Below are 20993 nucleotides of genomic sequence, written 5' to 3' on the forward strand. Positions count from 1 at the left end.
GGTCTCCAGAGGTTATGCGTCGTCTTGATCACCGAGGGCGACCGCGAGCAGGTCATCCAGGCTCATAGCCATGAGGTCGTCTTCGTGACTCGGCGAATCCGGGTTGTCGTCGGAATTCGCGAGTCGCAGCAGGGTGTCGAGAACTCCTGAGCGGCGGAGCCTGTCGACAGGAATGGCGTCGATGAGCCGGTGGATCTCGGCCTCGGGGTCGGTTGTCGCGGTCGGTGTCGCGAACTCCCGGTGCAGGAATCCGGCGAGGCTCGCCGGAGTCGGATAGTCGAAGACGAGCGTGGCCGACAAGGTGCGACCCGTCGCCGATTTCAGCCGATTGCGCAATTCGACCGCGGACAGCGAATCGAATCCGACGTCACGAAACGCGGCGTCGGGGTCGACGTCGCCGGGGCCCGCGAAACCCAGGACCACGGCGGCGTGGGCGCGCACCAGCTCGAGCAGTGTCGCGCGTTGCTGTTCGGGGGCCATTGCGGACAATCGTTGTGCCAGTTCCGATATCGAGGTCACCGCACTCGCCGCGACCGAGCGCCGCGTCGTGCTCCGGTCGAGGTCGGCGAACAACGGCGCGCGCTGCCCGCCCCCCGCCGACTCGAAGCGTGCGGGGATCGGGCAGGGGCGGTCCTCGCGTAACGCGGTGTCGAACAAGGTGACCGCTTCCCGCGTGGACAGTGCGACCAGGCCGCCCCGGCTCAGCCGGGCCAGGTCCTGCTCGCGCAGTTGCCCGGTCATGCCGCCTGCCTGCGCCCACAGCCCCCATGCCATCGATATCCCGGCGAGGCCGTGCGCCCGCCGATGCGTGGCGAGACCGTCGAGGAAGGCGTTCGCCGCCGCGTAATTGGCCTGTCCGGGCATGCCGACCACGCCTGCCACCGACGAGAACAACACGAACGCGGCCACATTCAGCTCGCGGGTCAGTTCGTGCAGATGCCAGGCGCCGTCGACTTTCGCCCGCAGTACCCGGTCGACGCGTTCGGTACTCAGCGACTCGACCACCCCGTCGTCGAGTACACCGGCCGCGTGGATCACCGCGGACAGGGGCGCCTCGGCGGGGATCTCGGCCAGCAATGCCGCCAGCGCGTTCCGGTCGGCGACATCGCACGCCGCGACGCGCACCCGCGCACCGAGCTCGGTCAACCGCGACACGAGTTCGGATGCGCCGTCGGCGTCCGGGCCGCGTCGGCTGATCAGCAGTAGATCTCGGGCACCGTGCTCGGTGACCACGTGATCGGCCAGTACCGCACCGGCCATCCCGGTGCCGCCGGAGATCAAGACCGTGCCGGTCGCGAACGAGGCGGGCATCGTGAGCACGAGCTTGCCGGTGTGTCGGGCCTGGCCGAGGAATCGGTAGGCCGCCGGTGCCCGGCGAATGTCGAACGGTGTCAACGGAATCGGGTGCAGGACCCCTGCCTCGAACAGCGTCACCAGGTCGGTGAGGATGTGGTGGATTCGTTCGGGGTCGACCGTCAACAGATCGAAGGCGTGATACCGCGCCCCGCGATGATTCCTCGCGACCGTGTCCGCGTCCCGGATATCGGTCTTTCCCATTTCCAGGAATCGACCGCCCGGTGCCAACAGTCGCAGCGACGCGTCGACGAATTCACCGGCCAGCGAATCCAGCACCACGTCGACACCGTGTCCGCCGGTGCTCGCCAGGAATCGCTGCTCGAATTCGAGGTCTCGGGAATTCGCGAGGTGGTCGGCGTCGAACCCCATGGCGCGCAACGTGTCCCACTTGCCGGGGCTTGCGGTGGCGAACACCTCGAGTCCCCAGTGGCGGGCCAGCTGGACGGCGGCCGTTCCGACACCGCCGGTAGCGGCATGGATGAGCACCGATTCGCCCGCCTGTACTCGGGCGAGGTCGGCCAAGGCGTAGTAGGCGGTGAGGAACGCCACCGATATGCCCGCGGCCTGCGCGAACGACCACCCGGCCGGGATGGGGGCGATGAGGCGGTGATCGGTGACGACGCGTGGTCCACTGCCGATCAGCACGCCCATGACCCGGGCACCGACGCACAGGCCGGTCACCTCGGGGCCGACCTCGGTGATCACCCCGGCGCCCTCGGCACCGAGTATCACCTCGGGATCGGGGTACATGTCCAAGGCGATGAGGACGTCGCGGAAGTTCACGCCGGTCGCCCGCACCGCGATGCGGACCTGTCCAGCAGCGAGCGGCGCGTCCGCCTGCGGGAATTCTTCCAGGGTGAGGTTGTCGAGGGAGCCCTTCGCCGTGATGCCGAGTCGCCAGGAGCCGCCCGGCGGGGGTGTCAGGGTCTCGTCGATGGTGGCCGGGGCGAGTCGAGCGATGTGGGTGATGCCGTCGCGGATCAGGACCTGGGGTTCGCCGAGCGCCAGGATTTCGGCGGCGTCGACCTCGGCGTCGGTGTCCACCAGTACCATTCGGCCAGGGTTCTCGGTCTGGGCCGAGCGGATCAGGCCCCACACCGCGCTCGCGGCGACGTCGCTGACATCGGCGCCCGGCAGCGCGACCGCGCCGTGGGTGACAACGATGAGTGCGCTCGAATCATCTTGTACCAGAAACTGTTTCACGACCGCCAGCACACGGTGGACGGTGTCGTAGACGGCGGTCAGGGCCGCACTCTCGGGTGCCCGGATGTCCAGGACGACCGCGATGTCGGTCAGGCCGCTTACTCGCTCGGCGAACTCCTCCCACCTGGCCGTCGATACCGGCGCGGCGGGTTCGCCGAGTGACGGTGCGGGTGACCACACCATCTCGAACAGGTTGTCCGCGTCGGCACCACTCGCCGCCGCGTGCAGTTGTTCGACGGTCACCGGTCGCAGGGCCACCGACCGCGCCGACAGCACCCTCAGGCCCGAGGAGTCAGCCAGTTCCAGCGATACCGTACCCGACTCCACCGGGGCGATCCGTACCCGAACGACACGCGCGTCCGACGCGTGCAGTGACACGCCCGCCCAGGCGAACGGGAGGAGGATGCCGTCGGTGTCGGTGCTCAGGACGGCGGCGTGCAGGGCCGCGTCGAGCACCATCGGGTGTATTCCGAAGCCGGTCACGTCGACGCCGGTGTCGGGGGGGACGGCGACCTCGGCGAACTGTTCGGTGCCGCGCCGCCACATCGCCCGCAAGCCCTGGAACCCGCGACCGTACTCGTATCCGCGCTGGGCCAACCGCGCGTAGGCGTCGGTGATATCGACGGGGACGGCGCCCACCGGCGGCCACACCGTGAGGTCGCAGTCGCGCGTTCCGGCCGGGTCGTCGGCGACGAGGGCACCCTCGGCGTGCAGGGTCCAGGGAGCATTCTCGCGGGGGCGCGAGTACACCGACACCGTTCGCCGCGGTCCGGTTCGTAGGGCGCCGACGATGACGTGCACGCGAACCGGGTGCTCGGCGGACAGCGCCAGCGGGGCCCGCAGAATCAGTTCCTCGACCACTCCGACACCGACCTGGTCGCCGGCGCGCACGGCCAGTTCGACGAACCCGGATCCGGGGAACAGCACCACGCCCGCCACCGCGTGATCGGCCAGCCACGGCTGTGCGGTCAGCGCGAGCCGTCCGGTCAGTACGACACCGCCGGACTCCGGTTGTTCGACCACCGCGCCGAGGAGGGCGTGACCGGTGGCGTCGATCCCCAAGTGGTTCGCGTCACCGGCCGTATCGTCCGAGAGCCAGTATCGGCGACGTTGAAACGCGTAGGTGGGCAAGGGGATTCGGCGAGACCCGGAATCAGCGAACAGGCGCTGCCACGCCACGTCCACTCCCCCGAGGTCCGCCGTCGCGGCGGAGAGCAGGAATCGGTCGAGCCCGCCGTCGCCGCGGCCAAGTGACGCGATGGCGACGGCCCTCCCGCCGTCGGTCGCCGAGCCGAGGGTGTCCTCGATGCCCGCGAGGAGAACCGGGTGGGGGCCGGATTCGATGAAGGCCCGGTAGCCCTGTGCGTGGGCCGCGCGCACGGCGGTCTCGAACTCGACGGTCTGTCGAATATTTCGGTACCAGTAGTCGGCGTCCAACCCTGCTGTGTCACAGGTTGTTCCGGTGACGGTGGAGAAGAAGGTGATCGCCGACGTGCGCGGGGTGATGTCTGACAGTGCGGCGGCGAGCCCGTCGCGAATCGTCTCGACCTGGCTCGAATGCGAGGCGTAGTCGACGTCGACGCGGCGTGCGCGGATGTCACGGTCGCCGCAGTGGTCGAGCAGCCCCGCCAGCGCGGTGGGCGTACCCGAGATCACCACTGCCGCCGGACCATTGACGGCGGCGATACTCAACGCATCACCCCACGCCGCGATGAGCGCACGGGCCACGTCGGCCCCGCACGCGAGCGACACCATCCCACCCCCACCGGACAGTGCGACGAGCAGCCGACTGCGCACCGCGACAACACGCGCGGCATCACGCAGCGACAGCGCACCCGCCACATACGCGGCGGCGATCTCGCCCTGCGAATGCCCGATCACCGCGTTCGGCTCGACCCCGAGGGACTTCCACAGGCCCGCGAGGGACACCATCACCGCGAACAACACCGGCTGAACCACATCGACCCGGTCGAGTCCGGGAACGTCCCCCGCCCCGCGCAGAACCTCGACGAGTGACCAGTCGACGAACTCCGCCAGCGCCGCCTCGCACTCACGAATCCGCTCGGCGAACACCGGCGAGGTCTCGAGCAGCGCCACCCCCATGCCGAGCCACTGGGACCCTTGGCCGGGGAACACGAAGACCGTCTTGGCCGAGGCTTCGACCCTGCCGTGGACGACATTGCGGTCGGGGTCACCGACTACCAGTCCGTCCAAGCCGCGCAGCATCTGCTCACGGTCGGCGCCGACCACCACGGCCCGGTGTTCGAAACGCGACCGACCGGTCAGCGCGACACCGACATCGGACGCACTCAGTTCAGGGTGGCGTCGCACATGGTCGAGCAGCCGTTCCGCTTGCGCGCCGAGGGCTTCGGTGGTCCTGCCCGACAACACCCACGGCACAACGCGCGCACCGCTGTCCGCCGCAGCACCGGCGACACCGTCCACGGCCCGACCACCTCGTGCCGCAATACCGGCGCCCTCTGTCGCAGCGGTCTCGCGTGCTTGCTCACCCGATGCCTGTTCCAAGATCACGTGCGCGTTGGTCCCGCTGATCCCGAACGAGGAGACCCCGGCACGGCGCAATCCACGTTCCGGCCATGACCGCGCCTGGGTCAGCAACTCGACCCCGCCCGACGACCAATCCACCTGCGGGCTGGGCGAATCCACGTGCAGGGTCGCGGGCAAGACCCCGTGCCGCATCGCCTCGACCATCTTGATCACCCCGGCCATCCCGGCCGCGGCCTGTGTGTGGCCGATGTTGGATTTCACCGATCCCAACCACAGCGGACGGTCCTCGGACCGGTCGTGCCCATAGGTCGCCAACAACGCCTGCGCCTCGATGGGATCGCCCAACCGGGTGCCTGTGCCGTGCGCCTCCACCGCGTCGACATCCGAGGCCCCCAACCCCGCATCGGCCAACGCCGCCCGGATCACCCTCTGCTGCGACGGACCGTTCGGCGCCGTCAACCCGTTCGACGCACCATCCTGATTCACCGCCGACCCCCGCACCACCGCCAGCACCTCGTGCCCGAGCCGCCGCGCATCCGACAACCGCTCGACCACCACCACACCGACGCCCTCGGCGAACCCGGTCCCATCGGCGGCCGCCGCGAACGATTTGCACCGGCCGTCGACAGCCAATCCGCGCTGGCGGCTGAACTCGGTGTAGATCCGCGGGGTGGCCATGATGGTGACACCACCCGCCAGGGCCAGGTCGCATTCGCCCAGGCGCAGCGACTGCACCGCCGAATGCAGCGCGACCAGCGACGACGAGCACGCCGTGTCCACCGATAGCGCGGGTCCTTCGAGGCCGAGCACGTAGGCGACCCGGCCGGAGGCGACGCTCGCGGTCTGGCCGGTGCTCGAGTAGTCCTCGGTGTCGGCAGCGGCGGCACGGACACCGTAGCGCTGTTCGAACAGGCCGGTGAAGACGCCGGTCCGGGTTCCGCGCAGGGTGTTCGGGTCGATTCCGGCGTGTTCCAGCGCCTCCCAGGACACCTCGAGCAGGAGCCGCTGCTGTGGGTCCATGACGGTCGCCTCGCGTGGGCTGATGCCGAAGAAGGACGCGTCGAATGCTGTCGCGTCGGTGACGAAGCCACCATTGCGCGTGTAGGTCTTGCCGGGCGCTTCGGGGTCTGGGTCGAACAGCGCGGGGAGATCCCAGCCTCGATCGTCCGGGAACCCCGACACGGCGTCACCGCCTCGAACCACCAACTCCCACAGGTCATCCGGTGAGTTCACCGCACCGGGATAGCGGCACCCCATCCCCACGATCGCGATCGGCTCGTCGACCGTTGAGCGCGCGGGCGATCCTGGCTGCGGGAGTTCGCGCACGTCGGCCATCTCGGTGTAGAGAAAGTCGGCGAGCGCGGTCGGGGTCGGGTAGTCGAAGGCGAGGGTCGCCGTCAGCGCCAACCCGGTGGCGGAGGCGAGTCGGTGGCGGAGGTCGACTACAGCCATGGAGTCGAATCCCATGGCGCTGAAGGTCGTCGCGGGATCGATGTCGTCGGGTCCGGTGTGGCCCAGCACCACGGCGACGTGGGACCGGACCAGCGTCGACACGAGGTCGCGCCGGTCGGCTTCCGACAGTCCGCGCAACCGCTGTGCCAGTGCCGATTTCGGCGCCGCAACGGTGTCGCCGGCATCGAAACCCGCAGCCGCACCCGCCGACCCGGCCTCGGCCGCCGCACTCGCCGACACAGTCTCGGCGATCTCGAGCCGCCCCGGTGCCAGCCAGAACCGACGTCGCTGAAATGCGTATGTGGGCAAGGGAATCCGTCGCACACCGGTCGCATCGAACATCGCACGCCACCCGACGGGCACCCCACGCGCAAACCCCTGCGCGGCCGAGATCAGGAACCGATCGAGCCCCCCGTCGCCGCGCCCGAGCGAGGCGACAACGACCGGTACGCCCTCCCCTACGAACCTGGAACCAGTGTCCTCGATCCCCGCGACCAGCACCGGATGCGGACTCGACTCCACGAACACCCGATACCCGCGCTCACACGCCGCGCGCACCGCACTCTCGAACTCGACGGTCCGGCGAGTATTGCGATACCAGTACCCATTGTCCAACTCTGTTGTCTCACAGAGCTTTCCGGTGACCGTCGAGAAGAAGTCGATCTCCGAAGCGAGCGGTGTGATCCCCGCCAACGCCGAGCGCAGATCCTCGCGAATCACTTCGACCTGCCGGGTGTGCGACGCGTAATCGATATCGACCCGCCGCGCCCCGACGCCCTCCTCGCCACAGCGCGCGAACAACTCGGCCAGCGCACTCGACCCACCCGAAACCACCACCGACGACCGCCCGTTCACCGCGACGATATCCAGCGCCTCGCCCCAGCCCGCGACCAGTTCACGCGCTCTGTCGACCGCACACGCCAGCGCCACCATCCCACCGGTCCCCGCCACCGCGACCAGCAACTGACTTCGCCGCGCGACCACCAGCGTCGCGTCGCGCAGCGACAGCGCCCCGGCCACATACGCGGCCGCGATCTCGCCTTGCGAATGCCCGATCACCGCATCGGGCACCACACCGAGCGACTGCCACAGGCGCGCGAGCGACACCATCACCGCGAACAGTGCGGGCTGGACGACGTCGACCCGGTCGAGCCGGGGCGCATCGGCCTCGCCACGCAGCACGTCGAGAAGCGACCAGTCCACGAACTCCGACAGCGCCGCGTCACATGCCCGCAGCTGCTCGGCGAAGACGGGCGAGGTGTCCAACAGCGCCACCCCCATACCGAGCCACTGCGAGCCCTGACCGGGAAACACGAAAACCGTGCGGCCCCCGGCCCCGGCCACCCCGTGCGCCACCGTGCGACCGGGCTCACCCGCCACCAACCCGGCCAGCCCACGCATCAGGGCGGCGCGATCACCACCGACGATCACCGCACGATGGTCGAATACCGACCGACCGGCCAGGGTGCGGCCGACATCGGCGGGCTCGTCGTGCGGGTGTTCGCGCAGATACGCGAGAAGCCCGCCGGCCTGCGCGGTCAACGCGGCATCGGTTTTCGCCGACAGCACCCACGGGACCACCGGCCAACCGGATTGCGGCGAATCAGCGTCCGGATTCGCCGTCACCGCGAATTCGTCGGCATCGGACAGCACCACATGACATGTGGTGCCGCCCATGCCGAATGAGCTCACTCCGGCAATCCTCGGTGCGTTCTCCGACCACTCGGTCGAGACGTCACAGACGCGCAGGCCCAGGGAATCCAGATCGAGATCAGCCGGTGGTTGTCGATAATTCAGGCTGGCAGGAATTGTCCGATTCCTGATCGCCAGCACGGTTTTCACCACACCGGCGATTCCGGCGGCACCGAGCAGGTGTCCGATATTCGTTTTGACAGAGCCGACGAGCAACGGATTCTGTCCCGATCGCGGGCCGAAGACCGCCCCGAGCGCGGCGGCCTCGACCGGATCACCGACCCGCGTCCCGGTGCCGTGCAATTCCACATAGCGCGCGTCTCGAGGGTCGATGCCCGCGTTGTCGTAGGCCCGCCGCACAACATCGATCTGCCCCTCGACCGTGGGCACCGCGATACCGCCCCGACCCGTTCCACAGTGCCCGGCCGCACTGCCGCGGATCACAGCGAGGATCTCGTCACCGTCTGCGACCGCGGACGAAAGTCGTTTGAGCAACACCAGTCCGGCGCCCTCACCGCGGACGTACCCGTCGGCGCGGGAATCGAAGGTGAAGCATCGCCCCTGCTCGGACAGCCCGCCGAAGTGGGCCTCCATATCCTCGCCGCTGACGTCGAGATTGAGCTGGACACCACCGGCGATAGCGATCTCGGACTCGCCGGACACAACGCTGGCGCAGGCCAGATGCACCGCCATGAGCGAGGAGGCCTGGCCACCGTCCACCGTTACGCTCGGTCCGGTCAGCCGAAGGAAGTACGACACACGGTTCGCGATGATCCCGCGACTGGTGCCGGTATGGGAGTGGCGATCGAACGCCTGGGAACCGTTGTCGCGCACCAGGTTCGCGTAGTCATCGCCCATGGCCCCCAGGAACACCCCGACTCGTTCGCCACCGAGATCGGCCGCGTCGATACCGGAACTCTCGACGAGATCCCAGGCCAGCTCGAGGACGACGCGCTGGCGCGGGTCCATGGCGGCGGCTTCCCTGGGCGCGATACCGAAGAAGTCGGCGTCGAACCGGTCGACATCGCGAAGGAACTTCCCCGACAGCCCGGGTACCGCCGCCGTCGGCCGGACCGGATCGTTCGTCGTCGGAACCTCGACGTCGTTGCTCAGCAGCTCCCAGAACTCGGCCACGTTCGCGGCACCGGGAAACCGGCACGCCATGCCGATGATCGCTACGTCGGTGACCACACCCCCGTTCCCCTGTCCCCGCCCGGCCCGACCGGCCACTCAGAAACCACCGCTGTAGGCGATATCGGACTCCCGATCGAGCACCCGCGAGACGATCTCGGGGTGGTCGCGGTAGAAGAGATGACCGCCGGTGGTGATGATCGAATCGAAGTCGCCCCGGGTGTAGCGCCGCCACCGCTTCGCGTGGGTGATCCGCAAACGGGCGTCGTCGGAGGCCGAGATGTCGGTGATCGGAGTGGTGATCGTCGTGTGCGACCACGCCCGGAAACCCGTGGTGAGGTCGACGATGTACGGGCGCAGCATCGCCTGCCGGTTCGGGCCGCTGAGCTCGGGTGGCAGCTTACCTGCCTTGTCCGCCGCCGCGAGTCGCCGCTTCGCGTAGCGGGTCGGCCCGCCGGTCATCCATGCGTACGCCGCGCCGACCCGCCATTCATTGGGGCAGGTGCTGACGATCGGGATGAACCGGCCCACCTCGACACCGAGCTTCTCCAACTCCTGGGTCGCGATGAACGCGAGCAACCCACCGGAGCTGAGCCCGGCGACCACCGGCCGGACCGCGCCGATCGCGGCGATCGACTCGGCCAGCTCGCGACCCACCGCGCGCATGCTCGTCGGCTCGGGGTCGTCCTTGCGCACACCCCGGCCCGGCATCCGCCACACCGCGAAGTCGTAGTTCCCGATCAGCGGAATGAGCGGATTGGCCGTCCACGCCTGCTCGACGCCCGCCCCGCCGAGCAACCACACCGACGGCCGCTTCCCGCGATAGTCCTCGATCGGAAACCACCACTTGGCCAAGGCTTCTCGCGCGCTCATCCCTGCTCCTGGTCCAACGTCTTGACCACCCGGGCGGCGATCGACTCGATGGTGAGATCGCCGGTGAACTGGAACAGGCTCATCGGCGAATCCAGCTGTCGTTGCACCCGCGCGCCGAACTCGACACCCATCACCGAATCGATCCCGAGATCGGCGATCGGTCCCCTGGTGTCGATGGTCTCCGGATCGGCGCCGAGGACCTCGGCCAGCTGCTCGACGATCACCGTGATCACCGCCGCCAACCGTTCCTCCGGGGAGAGCCCGAGCAGCATCGTGCGCGCCACCGCGGCCTGCTGAGACTCCGAGACCTCGTCGACGACCTCCTCGAATCGCCCGCTCGCGGCGGCCACCCGTTGACTGCCGCGCCAGGTCGACCAGTCGACATCGACGAGCATGACATTGGGCTGGTCGAACCTGGCGACGTCGAACAACAGCTCGGCGCCTCGGTCCATGTCCAGGGGTGAGAACCCGAGCATGGCAAGGTATTTGGCGACCACGAGCGAAGCCTCCGCCATGCCCCCGCCCGACATCGCGCCCCAGTTCACCGAGAGCCCGGCCAGTCCCGCCGCACGCCGTGCCGAGGCCAGCGCGTCGAGCGTGGCGTTGGCAGCGACGTAGGCCGACTGGGGAACGGTCCCGGTGACCGCGCTGATCGAGGAGTACAGGACGAACGCGTCGAGGTCAAGACCGCGTTCGCGGGTCACCGCGTCGAGGGCCAGCGCCCCGCCGAGCTTGGGTGCGAAAACCGCGCTGATCGACTCACCACGCAGGTCGGCGAGCGGCTCGTCGATGGCGACCCCGGCGGTGTGGAAGACACCGCGCAGGGGACGATCGGCCGACGCGGTCGCGTCGATCAGGTGCCGGACCTGTGCCACATCGCTGATGTCGGCGGCTTCGCAGACGACCTCGACGCCGCGCGCGGACAGCGCCGCGAGTTCGCGGCGCACCTCGTCGGAGGGCACGCCGCGCCGCCCGACGAGCACGAGCCGAGTCGCCCCGCGCCGCACCAAGGCCCGTGCCGTCGCCAGACCGAACGCCCCGAACCCACCGGTGATCAGGTAGGTCGCGTCGGGCCGAACCGGCAGCGCGGGTGGACGCTGCGGCAACACCTCGGGGGCATCGGTGCGCAGATCGAGCACCACGCGTCCCACGTGCGACCCACGCAGCACCGTTTCGAAGGCATCGGAGAGTTCGGTGATCGGGTACCGCACAAAGGGCAGTGCGGTGGCGCCGCCGCCGGTCAGGGCGGTGACACATTCGCGCATGAGCTGCCGGAACCGGTCGGGCTGGTGGGCGAGCATGCGGTCCATGTCGACGGCGAAGAAGCTCAGATTCCGCGTGAACGGCTGCAAGTCGATGGTGCCGCCGAAATACACGTCGGCCTTGCCGATCTCGATGATCCGACCGAATTCCGCTGCGACGGTGAAGTTCTGGCTGATCACCTCGCCAGGCATCGAGTTGTAGACGACGTCGACGCCGCGTCCCTCGGTGAGCCGCAGGACCTCGTCGACGAAGCTCGACGAGCGGGAATCGAGCGTGTGCGTGGCACCCGCCTGCGCCGCGACGGCGCGCCGTTCGGCGGTACTCGCCGTGGCGAAGACCGTCGCGCCGAGCCCGGCGGCGACCTGCACCGCGGCCAACCCCATTCCGCCCGCGGCGCCGTGGATCAGCACGCTGTCGCCCGGGCCGAGATCGGCCAGCTTGCGCAGGGCGTAGAACGCGGTGATGTAGGGCAGGCCGGAGCCGATGGCCAGTGGGTCCAGTTCGCGATCGTCGCCCAGCTCCGCCCTCGGCGCCCGCGCCCACGCGCCGGGCCCTTCGAGATCGATCGTCGCGTAGCGGCGCAGCAGGCCGCTGACGGCCGCCACCATCGCCTCGCCCGGCGCGAATTCGGTGACCGCCGACCCGACGCGGGTGACGATGCCGTAGCCCTCCATACCGGCGACGGTGCCGAAGTAGGTGCCGGCGAGCTGACGCTCGGTGAGGATCCCGAGGACCTTGAGCGAATCCTTGTAGTTCAGCCCGATCGTCTCGACCCGGACCTCGATCTCGCGAGGGCCGAGTTCGCGCCGCTCGCACGCGCGCAGCGCCAGGTCCCGCAACAGCCGCGTCCTCGGCACCACCACTTCGTAGGCGGCATCCGGGCTGTCCAATTGTTCTGGGACATCCCACTTCTCGATGATCCCGGCCGCCGACCGGTACAGACGTTCCGCCCATCGGCTCGCACCACGCAACCGGACCTCGTCCGACGCCGCGGTCGCGCCCCGGGTCATCTCGTCGGCCAGGGCGGCGACACTCACGGTGTCGTCGGTGTCGATGGACGACCACCCGAGGGGGTGCAGTTCGTTGGCCAGGGTCCTGCGCAACCCGACCAGCGCCGCGTGCGCCGGGTCGAGCACGGTGTCCTCGGGCCCGACGACGCCGTTTCTGGTCACGATGATCACCCGCGCGTCGAGGCCGACCGAGTCGGCGTCGAGCCGTGCGTTGGCGGCGGCGAAGACGACGCGCGCGAACGCCCCGACGCGGTAGGCGAGTTCGGCCGGGTCGAAGCCGTGGCCGACGGCCAGTGCGACGCGCAGGTAACCGTCGCGGGCCAGGATCGCGGTCAGTTGCTCCGCTGTCGCGTCGGCGCTCGCCTGGTCGTCGGGGTCGGTGTCCCAGGCGATCCGCAGCGGTTCGAGCGCGCCCTCGAGCACGCTCGCCACGATGTCGTCGGCGGGCGAGCCGAGGGTGACCGCGACGTTGAGCATCCGGCCGGTCTCGCTCGCCCGCAGCGCGCCGATGTCCTCCCAGCGCCGCTCGTAGAACACGCGGCCGAGATCGTCGAGCGGATCGGGCACGGCCCCGATCGGGGCGAACTCGACGCCGTAGAGCGCGAGAGCGACCGCGCCGTCGGGGGCGGTCAGGAAGGCGTCGACGCGCAGCGGCGAGGTGGACACCACCGAGACGACGGCGAGCAGTTCGTCCGGGACCGGCCCGAACAGTCGCACGCGGTCCACCCCGGCGGGAACGTGCGGAACGGCACGCGCACCCGGTGCGCTGGTGCCGGCGGCGAGCAGCACCGCGACACATTGCAGCGCCGCGTCGGTGAGGGCGGGATGCACGACATGTGGTGCGCCGGGGACGAATCCGCCCGCGACGAGACCTTTGGTGTCCAACTCTGCGACACAGACCTGCCCGTCGCTGATCCTGGCTCGACTGATCCGGCGGAACGCGGGCCCGTAGGTGAGCCCGACCGCGTCCATCGCGGTGTAGATCTCGTCGTGCTCGCAGATGACGTCGTCGGGTCGGGCGGCGGGGATCGTCAGCCGCTTGGCACCGGAGTCCATTTCGACCAGCCGGCCGAAGGCGTGCTGGGTCCACAGTTCCCCGCCGCCGGATCGGGACTTGATCGACAGGCGCCTGGCCGCGTTCTCCACCGCGACCCGCACCACCGGCGCATCGTGCTCGCCGACGATCAGCGGCGCGACGAACGCGAGGGCGTCGACACCGACCTGGTCGCGGCCGGTGCGCTGGCGGGCGGCCGCGAGCGCGGCGTCGATGTAGCCCGCGCCGGGCAGGAGCACCGCACCGCCGACCGCGTGATCGCGCAGCCACGGCAGGTTGGCGGGGGCGAGGGTGAGTTCCCATTCCGATTCGAGCGAGTCGGTGCGGGCGCCGAGCAGAGCGTACCGGTTCGGGTCGCCGAGTCGACTGCGCTGCGCGCGCGGGCTCTCGTCCCACAGCTCCAGATCCACCCATGGATACGGCGGCAGGTCCAGGTGCGGGACCGGGGTGCTCTCGTACAGTGCGACGTCACCCGCGGTGTTGACGGCGCCGGCCTGGTACAGGTCGGCGAGCGCGCCGAGCGCCGCAGCCTCTGCGGACTCGTCGCGGTTGAGCGTGCCGACGGCCGCGCCGGTGACGCCGTGTCGAATGAACGCCTCCCGTATGTTGCCGACGACGACCGGGTGCGGACCCACCTCGAGGAAGACCCGGAACCGCTCGTCGACAAGGGAGTCGATCGCGTCGGCGAACCGTACGGTGTCGCGCACATTGCGACACCAGTAACCGGGGTCGGCGAATTCGCTACCGACCATTCGCGCGCCGGTTACCGTCGAATACACCGGCACCGTGGCGGTGTGCGGGGTCAACCCGGCCAGCGACGCCGCCAACTCGTCGAGAATCGGTTCCATGAGATGGCTGTGATAGGGCACCTCGACGCGCAATCGCCGCGCGAACACGCCCTCGCCGGTCAACTCGGCGCGAAGCTCCTCGAGCGGCGCCTCCAGACCGGCCAGAGTCACCGCGCCGGCACTGTTGACCGCCGCGATCGAGACCTCGCCGCCGAAGCGCGCGAAGCGCCGGGTCGCCTCCTCCGCGCTCAACCCCACCGCCAGCATGCCACCGCTGCCCGCGGTCCGCGCCTGCAGCCGCGACCGGTGATAGACCACCGCGACCGCGTCGGGCAGCGACAGCGCCCCGCTCACATAGGCCGAGGAGACCTCGCCGACACTGTGACCGACGACGGCCGCCGGGCGAATTCCCCACTGCGCCAAGTGATCGACCAGCGACGCCTGAATCAGGAAGTTGGCGGGTTGGGCGATGTCGGTGCGCGCGATCCGCGAGTCGGCCTCGTCGGCGAGCAGCTCGTCCAGGACCGACCAACCGGCCAGTGCCTTGAACTCGGCGTCGATCTCACGGGCCCGCTCGGCGAACGGACCCGACCCGACCAGCAGGTCCCGGCCCATCCCCCACCACTGCGGACCCATGCCGCTGAACACGAAGACCGGGTCACGCAGACCTTCGGCCAACACCCGATCCGCGACCTTGCCGTCCCCGGCGGCGAACGAATCCAGCTGGGCGACCAGGTCATCGCTGTCGCGGTAGACGAAGCCGCGCCGCAGCGGGTGGTTGGCTCGACGCGCCACCACCGCCGCCTTGGCCCGCGCCACGTCGACCGTGCCGCCACCGCCGGTCGCGTCGACGCTCATCGACTCCGGTGCGACCGCGCCGGCCGGCGCGCGCAGCAGATCGCCGTAACCCCGCGCGAGCCGACGCAGCGATTCCTCACTGCGGGCCGAGACCGGGAACACCCGCACCGAATCCCGGACCTCGCGCTCGGCTGCCGGTTCGGGAGCCCGTTCGACGAGGACGTGCGCGTTGGTGCCGCCGTAGCCGAAACTGTTGACACCGGCGTGAATTCCGTCGAGTTGTTCGACCTCCAGCGGCACCGCCAAGCGCAGTTCGTCGAAGGCGATCTCGGGGTTGGGGTTGTTCAAATACGCCTGTGGCGCGATCCTGCCCTCGCGGACGGTGAGCGCCGCCTTGATGAGTCCGGCCACGCCCGCGGCCGCCTCGGTGTGCCCGAAGTTGTTCTTCACCGAACCGATCCGCAGCGCCCGGGTGCGCCCTTCGGCCATCCCGTACGCGCGCCCGAGCGCGGACGCCTCGAGCGGATCACCGACACCGGTACCGGTGCCGTGCGCCTCGACGTAACCGACCCGGGCCGGATCGATCTGCGCCTCCGCGCACACCCGACGGGCCAGCGCGAACTGCGAATCGGCGTTGGGGACCGGCATCGCCAGGGTGCGCCCGTCCTGGTTCACGCCACTGCCCCGGATCACCGCGTAGATCCGATCCCGGTCGCGCACAGCATGTTCCAGGTTCTTCAGCACGACCACGCCGACGCCCTCACCCCGGCCGTAGCCGTCGGCGGCGGCATCGAAGGACTTGCAGCGACCGTCGACGGACAGGAATCGGCCCTTGCACATGGTGATGAACGTCTCCGGCCGGAACAGCACGTTCGCGCCGCCGACCAGGGCCACGTCACACTCTCCGCCGACGATGGCCCGCACGCCGAGGTGGGTGGCCACGAGCGAGCTCGAGCACGCGGTGTCCACTGTCATGCTCGGTCCATGCAAGTCGAGGGTGTAGGCGATCCGGTTGGCCAACAACGTCTGTGACGTGCTGAACGCCGAGAAGTTGTCGATGCGATCGACGGTGTTGCCGCCCGCGCTCGCCAGGGCGGCGTCGTTGGTGAACCCGCCGATGAAGGTGCCGACCGAGGCACCGCCCACTCGTCCGGCGATCCCCGCGTCGTCGAGCGCCTCCCAGGACACGTGCAGCAACCGCCGCTGCTGTGGGTCCAGCGTCGCCGCCTCCCGTCGGGAGATCCCGAAGAAGTCGGAGTCGAATCGCGCGAGCGGTTCATCGACGAAGGAGGCGTGCCGGGTGTACATCCGGCCCGGCGCCTCCGGGTCCGCGTCGTAGTATCTGTCGGTATCCCAGCGCGAATCCGGAATTTCGGTAACCGCGTCTCCCTTGCGTACCAAGAAATCCCAGTAACTGGCCGAATCGACTATCCCGCCGGGATAGTGACACCCAATTCCAACGATGGCGATCGCGACCATGAGCCCTACTCACTCCCGGTGAACCGTGGACCTCCGAAGAGTAGCGGCCGAAATATGTTGTGACGTCGGCGAATTCACGACTTGTGGATGGATAACAGCCGGGGTACCCGTCCGGGTGGTGCGCACCATGAAATGCCGTGTTCGCGAACTGATCTCGGCCCGAACCGTTTACTGTCACACCGCCAGTGAATGGCGACAATTGCTATCGGCGAGGATTCGATGAAGGCTCTGTCCACCCTGATCACGACCCTCGGCAGGACCGTCGGCAAGCATCCACTGCTGGTCATCGGGATCTGGATCGCCGTCGCCGGCATACTCAATATCGCTGTCCCCCAGGTGAGTACGGTCGCCTCGTCGCATTCGGCGGATTTCATCCCCCGCGACGCGCCCGCCGTGCGAGCACTACAGAACATGGGCGTGACCTTTCACGAGTCGACGTCGTCGGGGTCGGCCTATGTCGTGCTGCACCGCGAGAGCGGCCTGACAGACGCCGATCGCGCCTACTACGCCACCCTCGTCGACGCCCTGCGCCGCGACACCGCCCATGTCCAGTCCGTCCAGGACCTGTGGAGCGACCCGGTCTCGGCACCGGTGGCCATGAGCGCGGACAAGACGACGGTCAACGTCTTGATCCGGGTGGTCGGCGACGCCGGGACAGCCGACGCCACCGCCTCGGTGCGATCGGTTCGCGCGACGATCGACGGCCTCGCGCGCGATCGGGACCTGCGGGTCCTCACGACCGGACCGGCCGCGACGATCTCCGACGAGTTCTCCGGCATCGAGGATTCGCTCGGACTCGTCACCGTGGTCACCGTGGCGTGCATCATGCTGGTGCTGTTCGCGGTCTACCGGTCACCGGCGGCGGTCGCGGTCCCGCTGACGACCATCGGATTGGCGCTGGCGGTCGCCAACGGGACAACAGCCTTCCTCGGAATACACGGGATGCCCATCTCGATCTTCTCCGTCGCACTGCTATCGGCGATCGTCATGGGCGCGGGCACCGATTACGCCATCTTCCTCATCAGCCGCTACCACGAGTCGCGTCGCACCGGCTCGGCACCAGCGGTCGCGCTGGCGACGAGTTTTCCGCGCATCGCCCCGGTGATCCTGGCCTCGGGCCTGGTCGTCACGCTCACCTGCGCCGGGCTGTCGGTGACCCGCATCGGTTTGTTCCGCACCGTCGGATTGCCCTGTGCGATCGGTGTTCTCGTCACCCTTGCCGCCGCGCTGACACTGTCGCCCGCCCTGATCGCCGTAGCGATCCGGTTCGGCATGCTCGAACCCCGCGCACGGTCACCGAGATCGCGGTACTGGCGCTGGCTCGCGGTCGTGACCGTGCGCCGACCCCGTCGCGCGCTCGCGTATTCGCTCGGTGCCCTGATCGTGCTGGTGGCGGCCGTCCCGACGATCCAGCTCAGCTACGACGAGCGCGCGGCGCAACGGTCGGGCACCGAGAGCAACCAGGGCTACGACCTGGTCGCGGCGCACTATGACGGCAATGTCCTGCTGCCCGGATATGTCACTGTGACAGCCGATCACGACCTGCGCAACACCGCCGACCTCGCGACGCTCGAAGCGGTCTCGGCCGCCATCGCGAAGGTCCCCGGCGTGGCCTCGGTGCAATCGATCACCCGCCCGCTAGGCACGACCATCACCGAGAGTTCGCTCGGCCATCAGGCGGGCGTGGTCGCCGACGGCCTCTCGGGCGGAGTGCTCGCGCTCGCCGACGCCGCGCCGCAACTCGACCAGCTCACCGACGGGTCGGGTCGCGTCGCCGCCGGGGCGCGGGAACTCCACACCGGCGCGGGACAACTCAGCACCGGGATCAAACAGGCCGTCGACGGCTCGGGACAGCTGGTGACCGGCACCGCTGCCCTCCACGACGGGCTCACCATGGCCAAGGCGGGAACCCACCAGCTGCGCACCGGCGCGGATCAGCTGGCCGCGGGCTCGCGCCAGCTATCGGACGCGGTCAGCCCGCTCCTGAACTTCCCGCAGGTCGATCTCGCCGCCCTGAGACAGCACACCGCGGCGACACCGGACTGCGCCACCCAGCCCCTGTGCGCCGCCGCGCAATCGCTGCTGGCCCTGCTCGATTCGACCGCGCCCGGACAGACCCTGAGTACCGCTGACCGGCTCAGGACCGGGGTCGCCGACCTGACAACCGGCAGCCAACGCCTCGCGGACGGCCTGACCCAGCTCGACGGCGGACTGACCAGGGCCGTCGGCGGCGCGAGCACCCTGCTCGACGCCCAACGCCAACTCGACATCGGTCTGCGCCGACTCGACGCCGGAACCGATCAATTGCTGGCAGGCACCGGCGGCCTCGCCGACGGCTCCCACCTGGTCGACGGTGGCGTCACCCTGATGACCTCGCAACTGTCCACCCTGCTGACAGGCCTGCGGACCGCGTCGGACTACCTCAACGAACTCCGTGACAACACCACCGCGGGCGGTACCGGCGGCTTCTACATTCCGGCCTCCGCCATGGCACGACCCGACCTGCGGACGGCCATGTCGCTGTTCCTCTCTCCCGACGGCCGCATGGCCCGCGTGATCGTCACCGACACCGGCGACCCCTTCAGCACCGAGGCGATGGACCGCACCCAAACCGTCCTCGATGCCGCCCGCCACGCGGTGCGCGGCACCGACCTGCACACCGCCCAGCTCGAAACCACCGGGCTCACACCGATATTCCGTGATCTGCGGGAGATGGCACTGCGCGATTTCACCACCATCGTCGTGCTCGCGAGCCTGCTCGCACTGCTCGTGATCGCCGCGCTGATGCGCAGTCTCGTCGTCCCGTTGTACGTGGTCGGCACGGCTGTCGTGTCCTTCGGAGCGGCCCTGGGTACGAGCGTGCTCATCTGGCAGCACCTGCTGGATCGACCACTGCACTGGGCCGTTCCGCCCCTGGCGTTCATCATTCTCGTAGCGGTAGCCGCCGACTACAACGTTCTGCTGACCTCACGGATCCGGGACCGCATGGTCGAGTCGCGGTCGGGTCTGGCGGGGTCGCCGCGCTCGGCGATCATCCACGCGGTGACGGCAACCGGCGGTGTGATCACCACCGCCGGCGCCGTTTTCGCGATCGCGATGCTCGCGCTCACCAGCGCGTCGACCGGCAATACCGCCCAGGTCGGCTTCACCATCGGCGTCGGTCTCATCATCGACACCATGATCGTGCGGACCATCGTGGTCCCCGCCATCGCAGCCCTGCTCGGTCCACGGAACTGGTGGCCGTTCAGCGCCTCACGGTCGCAACAGGGCGACGGCAGTCCACGGCAACCGACCGGACTTGCGCAAATTCGGTTGCGGGAAAAGCGAATACAGTCGCAGTAGCGGGGGAAGGCGGCGAAAACGGTTCGCCGCCTTCATCACCGGTTCGATCTCGGCGACCGACCAGCCGTGATCCTCGAAGAACCCGATCCCGTTGTCGGGCATGAACTTGAACGGAGCGTTGCGCAACAGGTCACGGCTCCCCCGCGCCACCATCCGGGCCACCGCCTTGGACGCGACATCGACCACCCATCCGGTGATCTCCGGGCGGCGCAGGTCATCGGCGAGCTGTCGCACATCCTCGGGCGCCAGGTACATCACCAGACTCTCCGTCACCACCAGCGCCTTGGACGCGCCCGCGAGCGCCTCGTCGAGGAACGCCGCGCGCGCCTGCGCATCCGACAGGTCGACCCGGCTACGCCGCAGCACGCAGCGCGGCTGCTCGTCGGCCAAGAGCCGCTCCTTCTCCTCGAGCAGCTCGGGCAACTCCGCCTCGACCCAGACCAGCTCCGGCGGCAACGCGAGCCGGTAGGGCCTGGTGTCGAAGCCGGCGGCGATGCTGAGCACCCGATCGCAACCGTTCTCGACCGCCGCCAGCACCAGATCGTCGATCAGCTTGGTACGCGCCACAACCGGCCACCCACTGCTCAACAGCCGCGCGGTCTGGGCCGCGATCGCCCGCCCCCGCTCCCCGGCCAACCGGTCGGCGAGCACGTCGTGGAACAGCGCGTCCGCCCGCTCGGACTCCCTGGCCCGATACACCGCGGTCCACCGCGCGGTATCGACCACACTGGCGATAACTGGTTCGGTCTCTGCCATGGCACCTCTCCTGTGACCCCCGCCCACCAATTGACCAGACCTCGGCCCTGCGCACCGCGCGCGATGAGCAAAGCTGGCATGCTCACATGGGCGGCCCGGCGCGAGCGTGATCTGTCACCGCCAGTCAGCTCATGGAGAGGCCGGACCTCATCGGTCTTCAGCGCGAATACTCATGTCGCACCGGCCGGGCAGAGCGCGACCGCCGTGCCGCACGAGTTCAAGTTTCCGTTCGGGACATTCTGGCGCCTACCCAATACCCTTGGCGCGGGCGGCGATCCGGGAGTTCAG

At 69.2% G+C, this 20993-nt stretch carries 5 protein-coding genes and 1 pseudogene; 1 reads left to right on the forward strand and 5 read right to left on the reverse strand.

What is annotated here, in order from left to right; genetic code table 11:
* Window positions 1-12: 12 nt before the first annotated feature.
* The 4 genes and pseudogenes from ACFWUP_RS15245 to ACFWUP_RS15260 form a co-directional block, all read right to left on the reverse strand.
* A complete protein-coding gene (locus ACFWUP_RS15245) occupies window positions 13-8343 on the reverse strand; it encodes an SDR family NAD(P)-dependent oxidoreductase (RefSeq protein ID WP_379234604.1) in 8331 nt (2776 codons plus the stop codon).
* Window positions 8320-9441, reverse strand: a pseudogene (locus ACFWUP_RS15250) (polyketide synthase); the annotation flags it as partial. The pseudogene ACFWUP_RS15250 and the gene ACFWUP_RS15245, both read right to left, overlap by 24 nt.
* Window positions 9442-10215 (reverse strand): alpha/beta fold hydrolase, encoded by a 774-nt coding sequence (locus ACFWUP_RS15255; protein WP_379234585.1) that lies wholly within the window; start codon window positions 10213-10215, stop codon window positions 9442-9444.
* Window positions 10212-16607: an SDR family NAD(P)-dependent oxidoreductase gene (locus ACFWUP_RS15260; RefSeq protein WP_379234587.1), complete on the reverse strand. Its 6396-nt coding sequence runs from the start codon at window positions 16605-16607 to the stop codon at window positions 10212-10214. The genes ACFWUP_RS15255 and ACFWUP_RS15260 overlap by 4 nt, the downstream gene beginning before the upstream one ends.
* 189 nt (window positions 16608-16796) lie before the next feature.
* On the opposite strand from ACFWUP_RS15260, the gene ACFWUP_RS15265 reads away from it, so the two are divergent.
* A complete protein-coding gene (locus tag ACFWUP_RS15265) occupies window positions 16797-19949 on the forward strand; it encodes an RND family transporter (protein WP_379234588.1) in 3153 nt (1050 codons plus the stop codon).
* On the opposite strand, the gene ACFWUP_RS15270 is transcribed toward ACFWUP_RS15265, so the two are convergent.
* Window positions 19860-20705, reverse strand: coding sequence for a class I SAM-dependent methyltransferase (locus tag ACFWUP_RS15270; RefSeq protein ID WP_379234590.1), 846 nt, complete (start codon window positions 20703-20705; stop codon window positions 19860-19862). The genes ACFWUP_RS15265 and ACFWUP_RS15270 overlap by 90 nt on opposite strands.
* Window positions 20706-20993 lie beyond the last annotated feature (288 nt).

Source organism: Nocardia sp. NPDC058658, from assembly GCF_042716665.1.
Lineage (GTDB): Bacteria > Actinomycetota > Actinomycetes > Mycobacteriales > Mycobacteriaceae > Nocardia.

What these genes read in the sequence shown, in the direction of transcription:
- ACFWUP_RS15255 (WP_379234585.1), bottom strand. Translation starts at nt 10,215, where the DNA reads ATGAGCGCGCGAGAAGCCTTGGCCAAGTGGTGGTTTCCGATCGAGGAC.
- ACFWUP_RS15260 (WP_379234587.1), bottom strand. Translation starts at nt 16,607, where the DNA reads ATGGTCGCGATCGCCATCGTTGGAATTGGGTGTCACTATCCCGGCGGG.
- ACFWUP_RS15265 (WP_379234588.1), top strand. Translation starts at nt 16,797, where the DNA reads ATGGCGACAATTGCTATCGGCGAGGATTCGATGAAGGCTCTGTCCACC.
- ACFWUP_RS15270 (WP_379234590.1), bottom strand. Translation starts at nt 20,705, where the DNA reads ATGGCAGAGACCGAACCAGTTATCGCCAGTGTGGTCGATACCGCGCGG.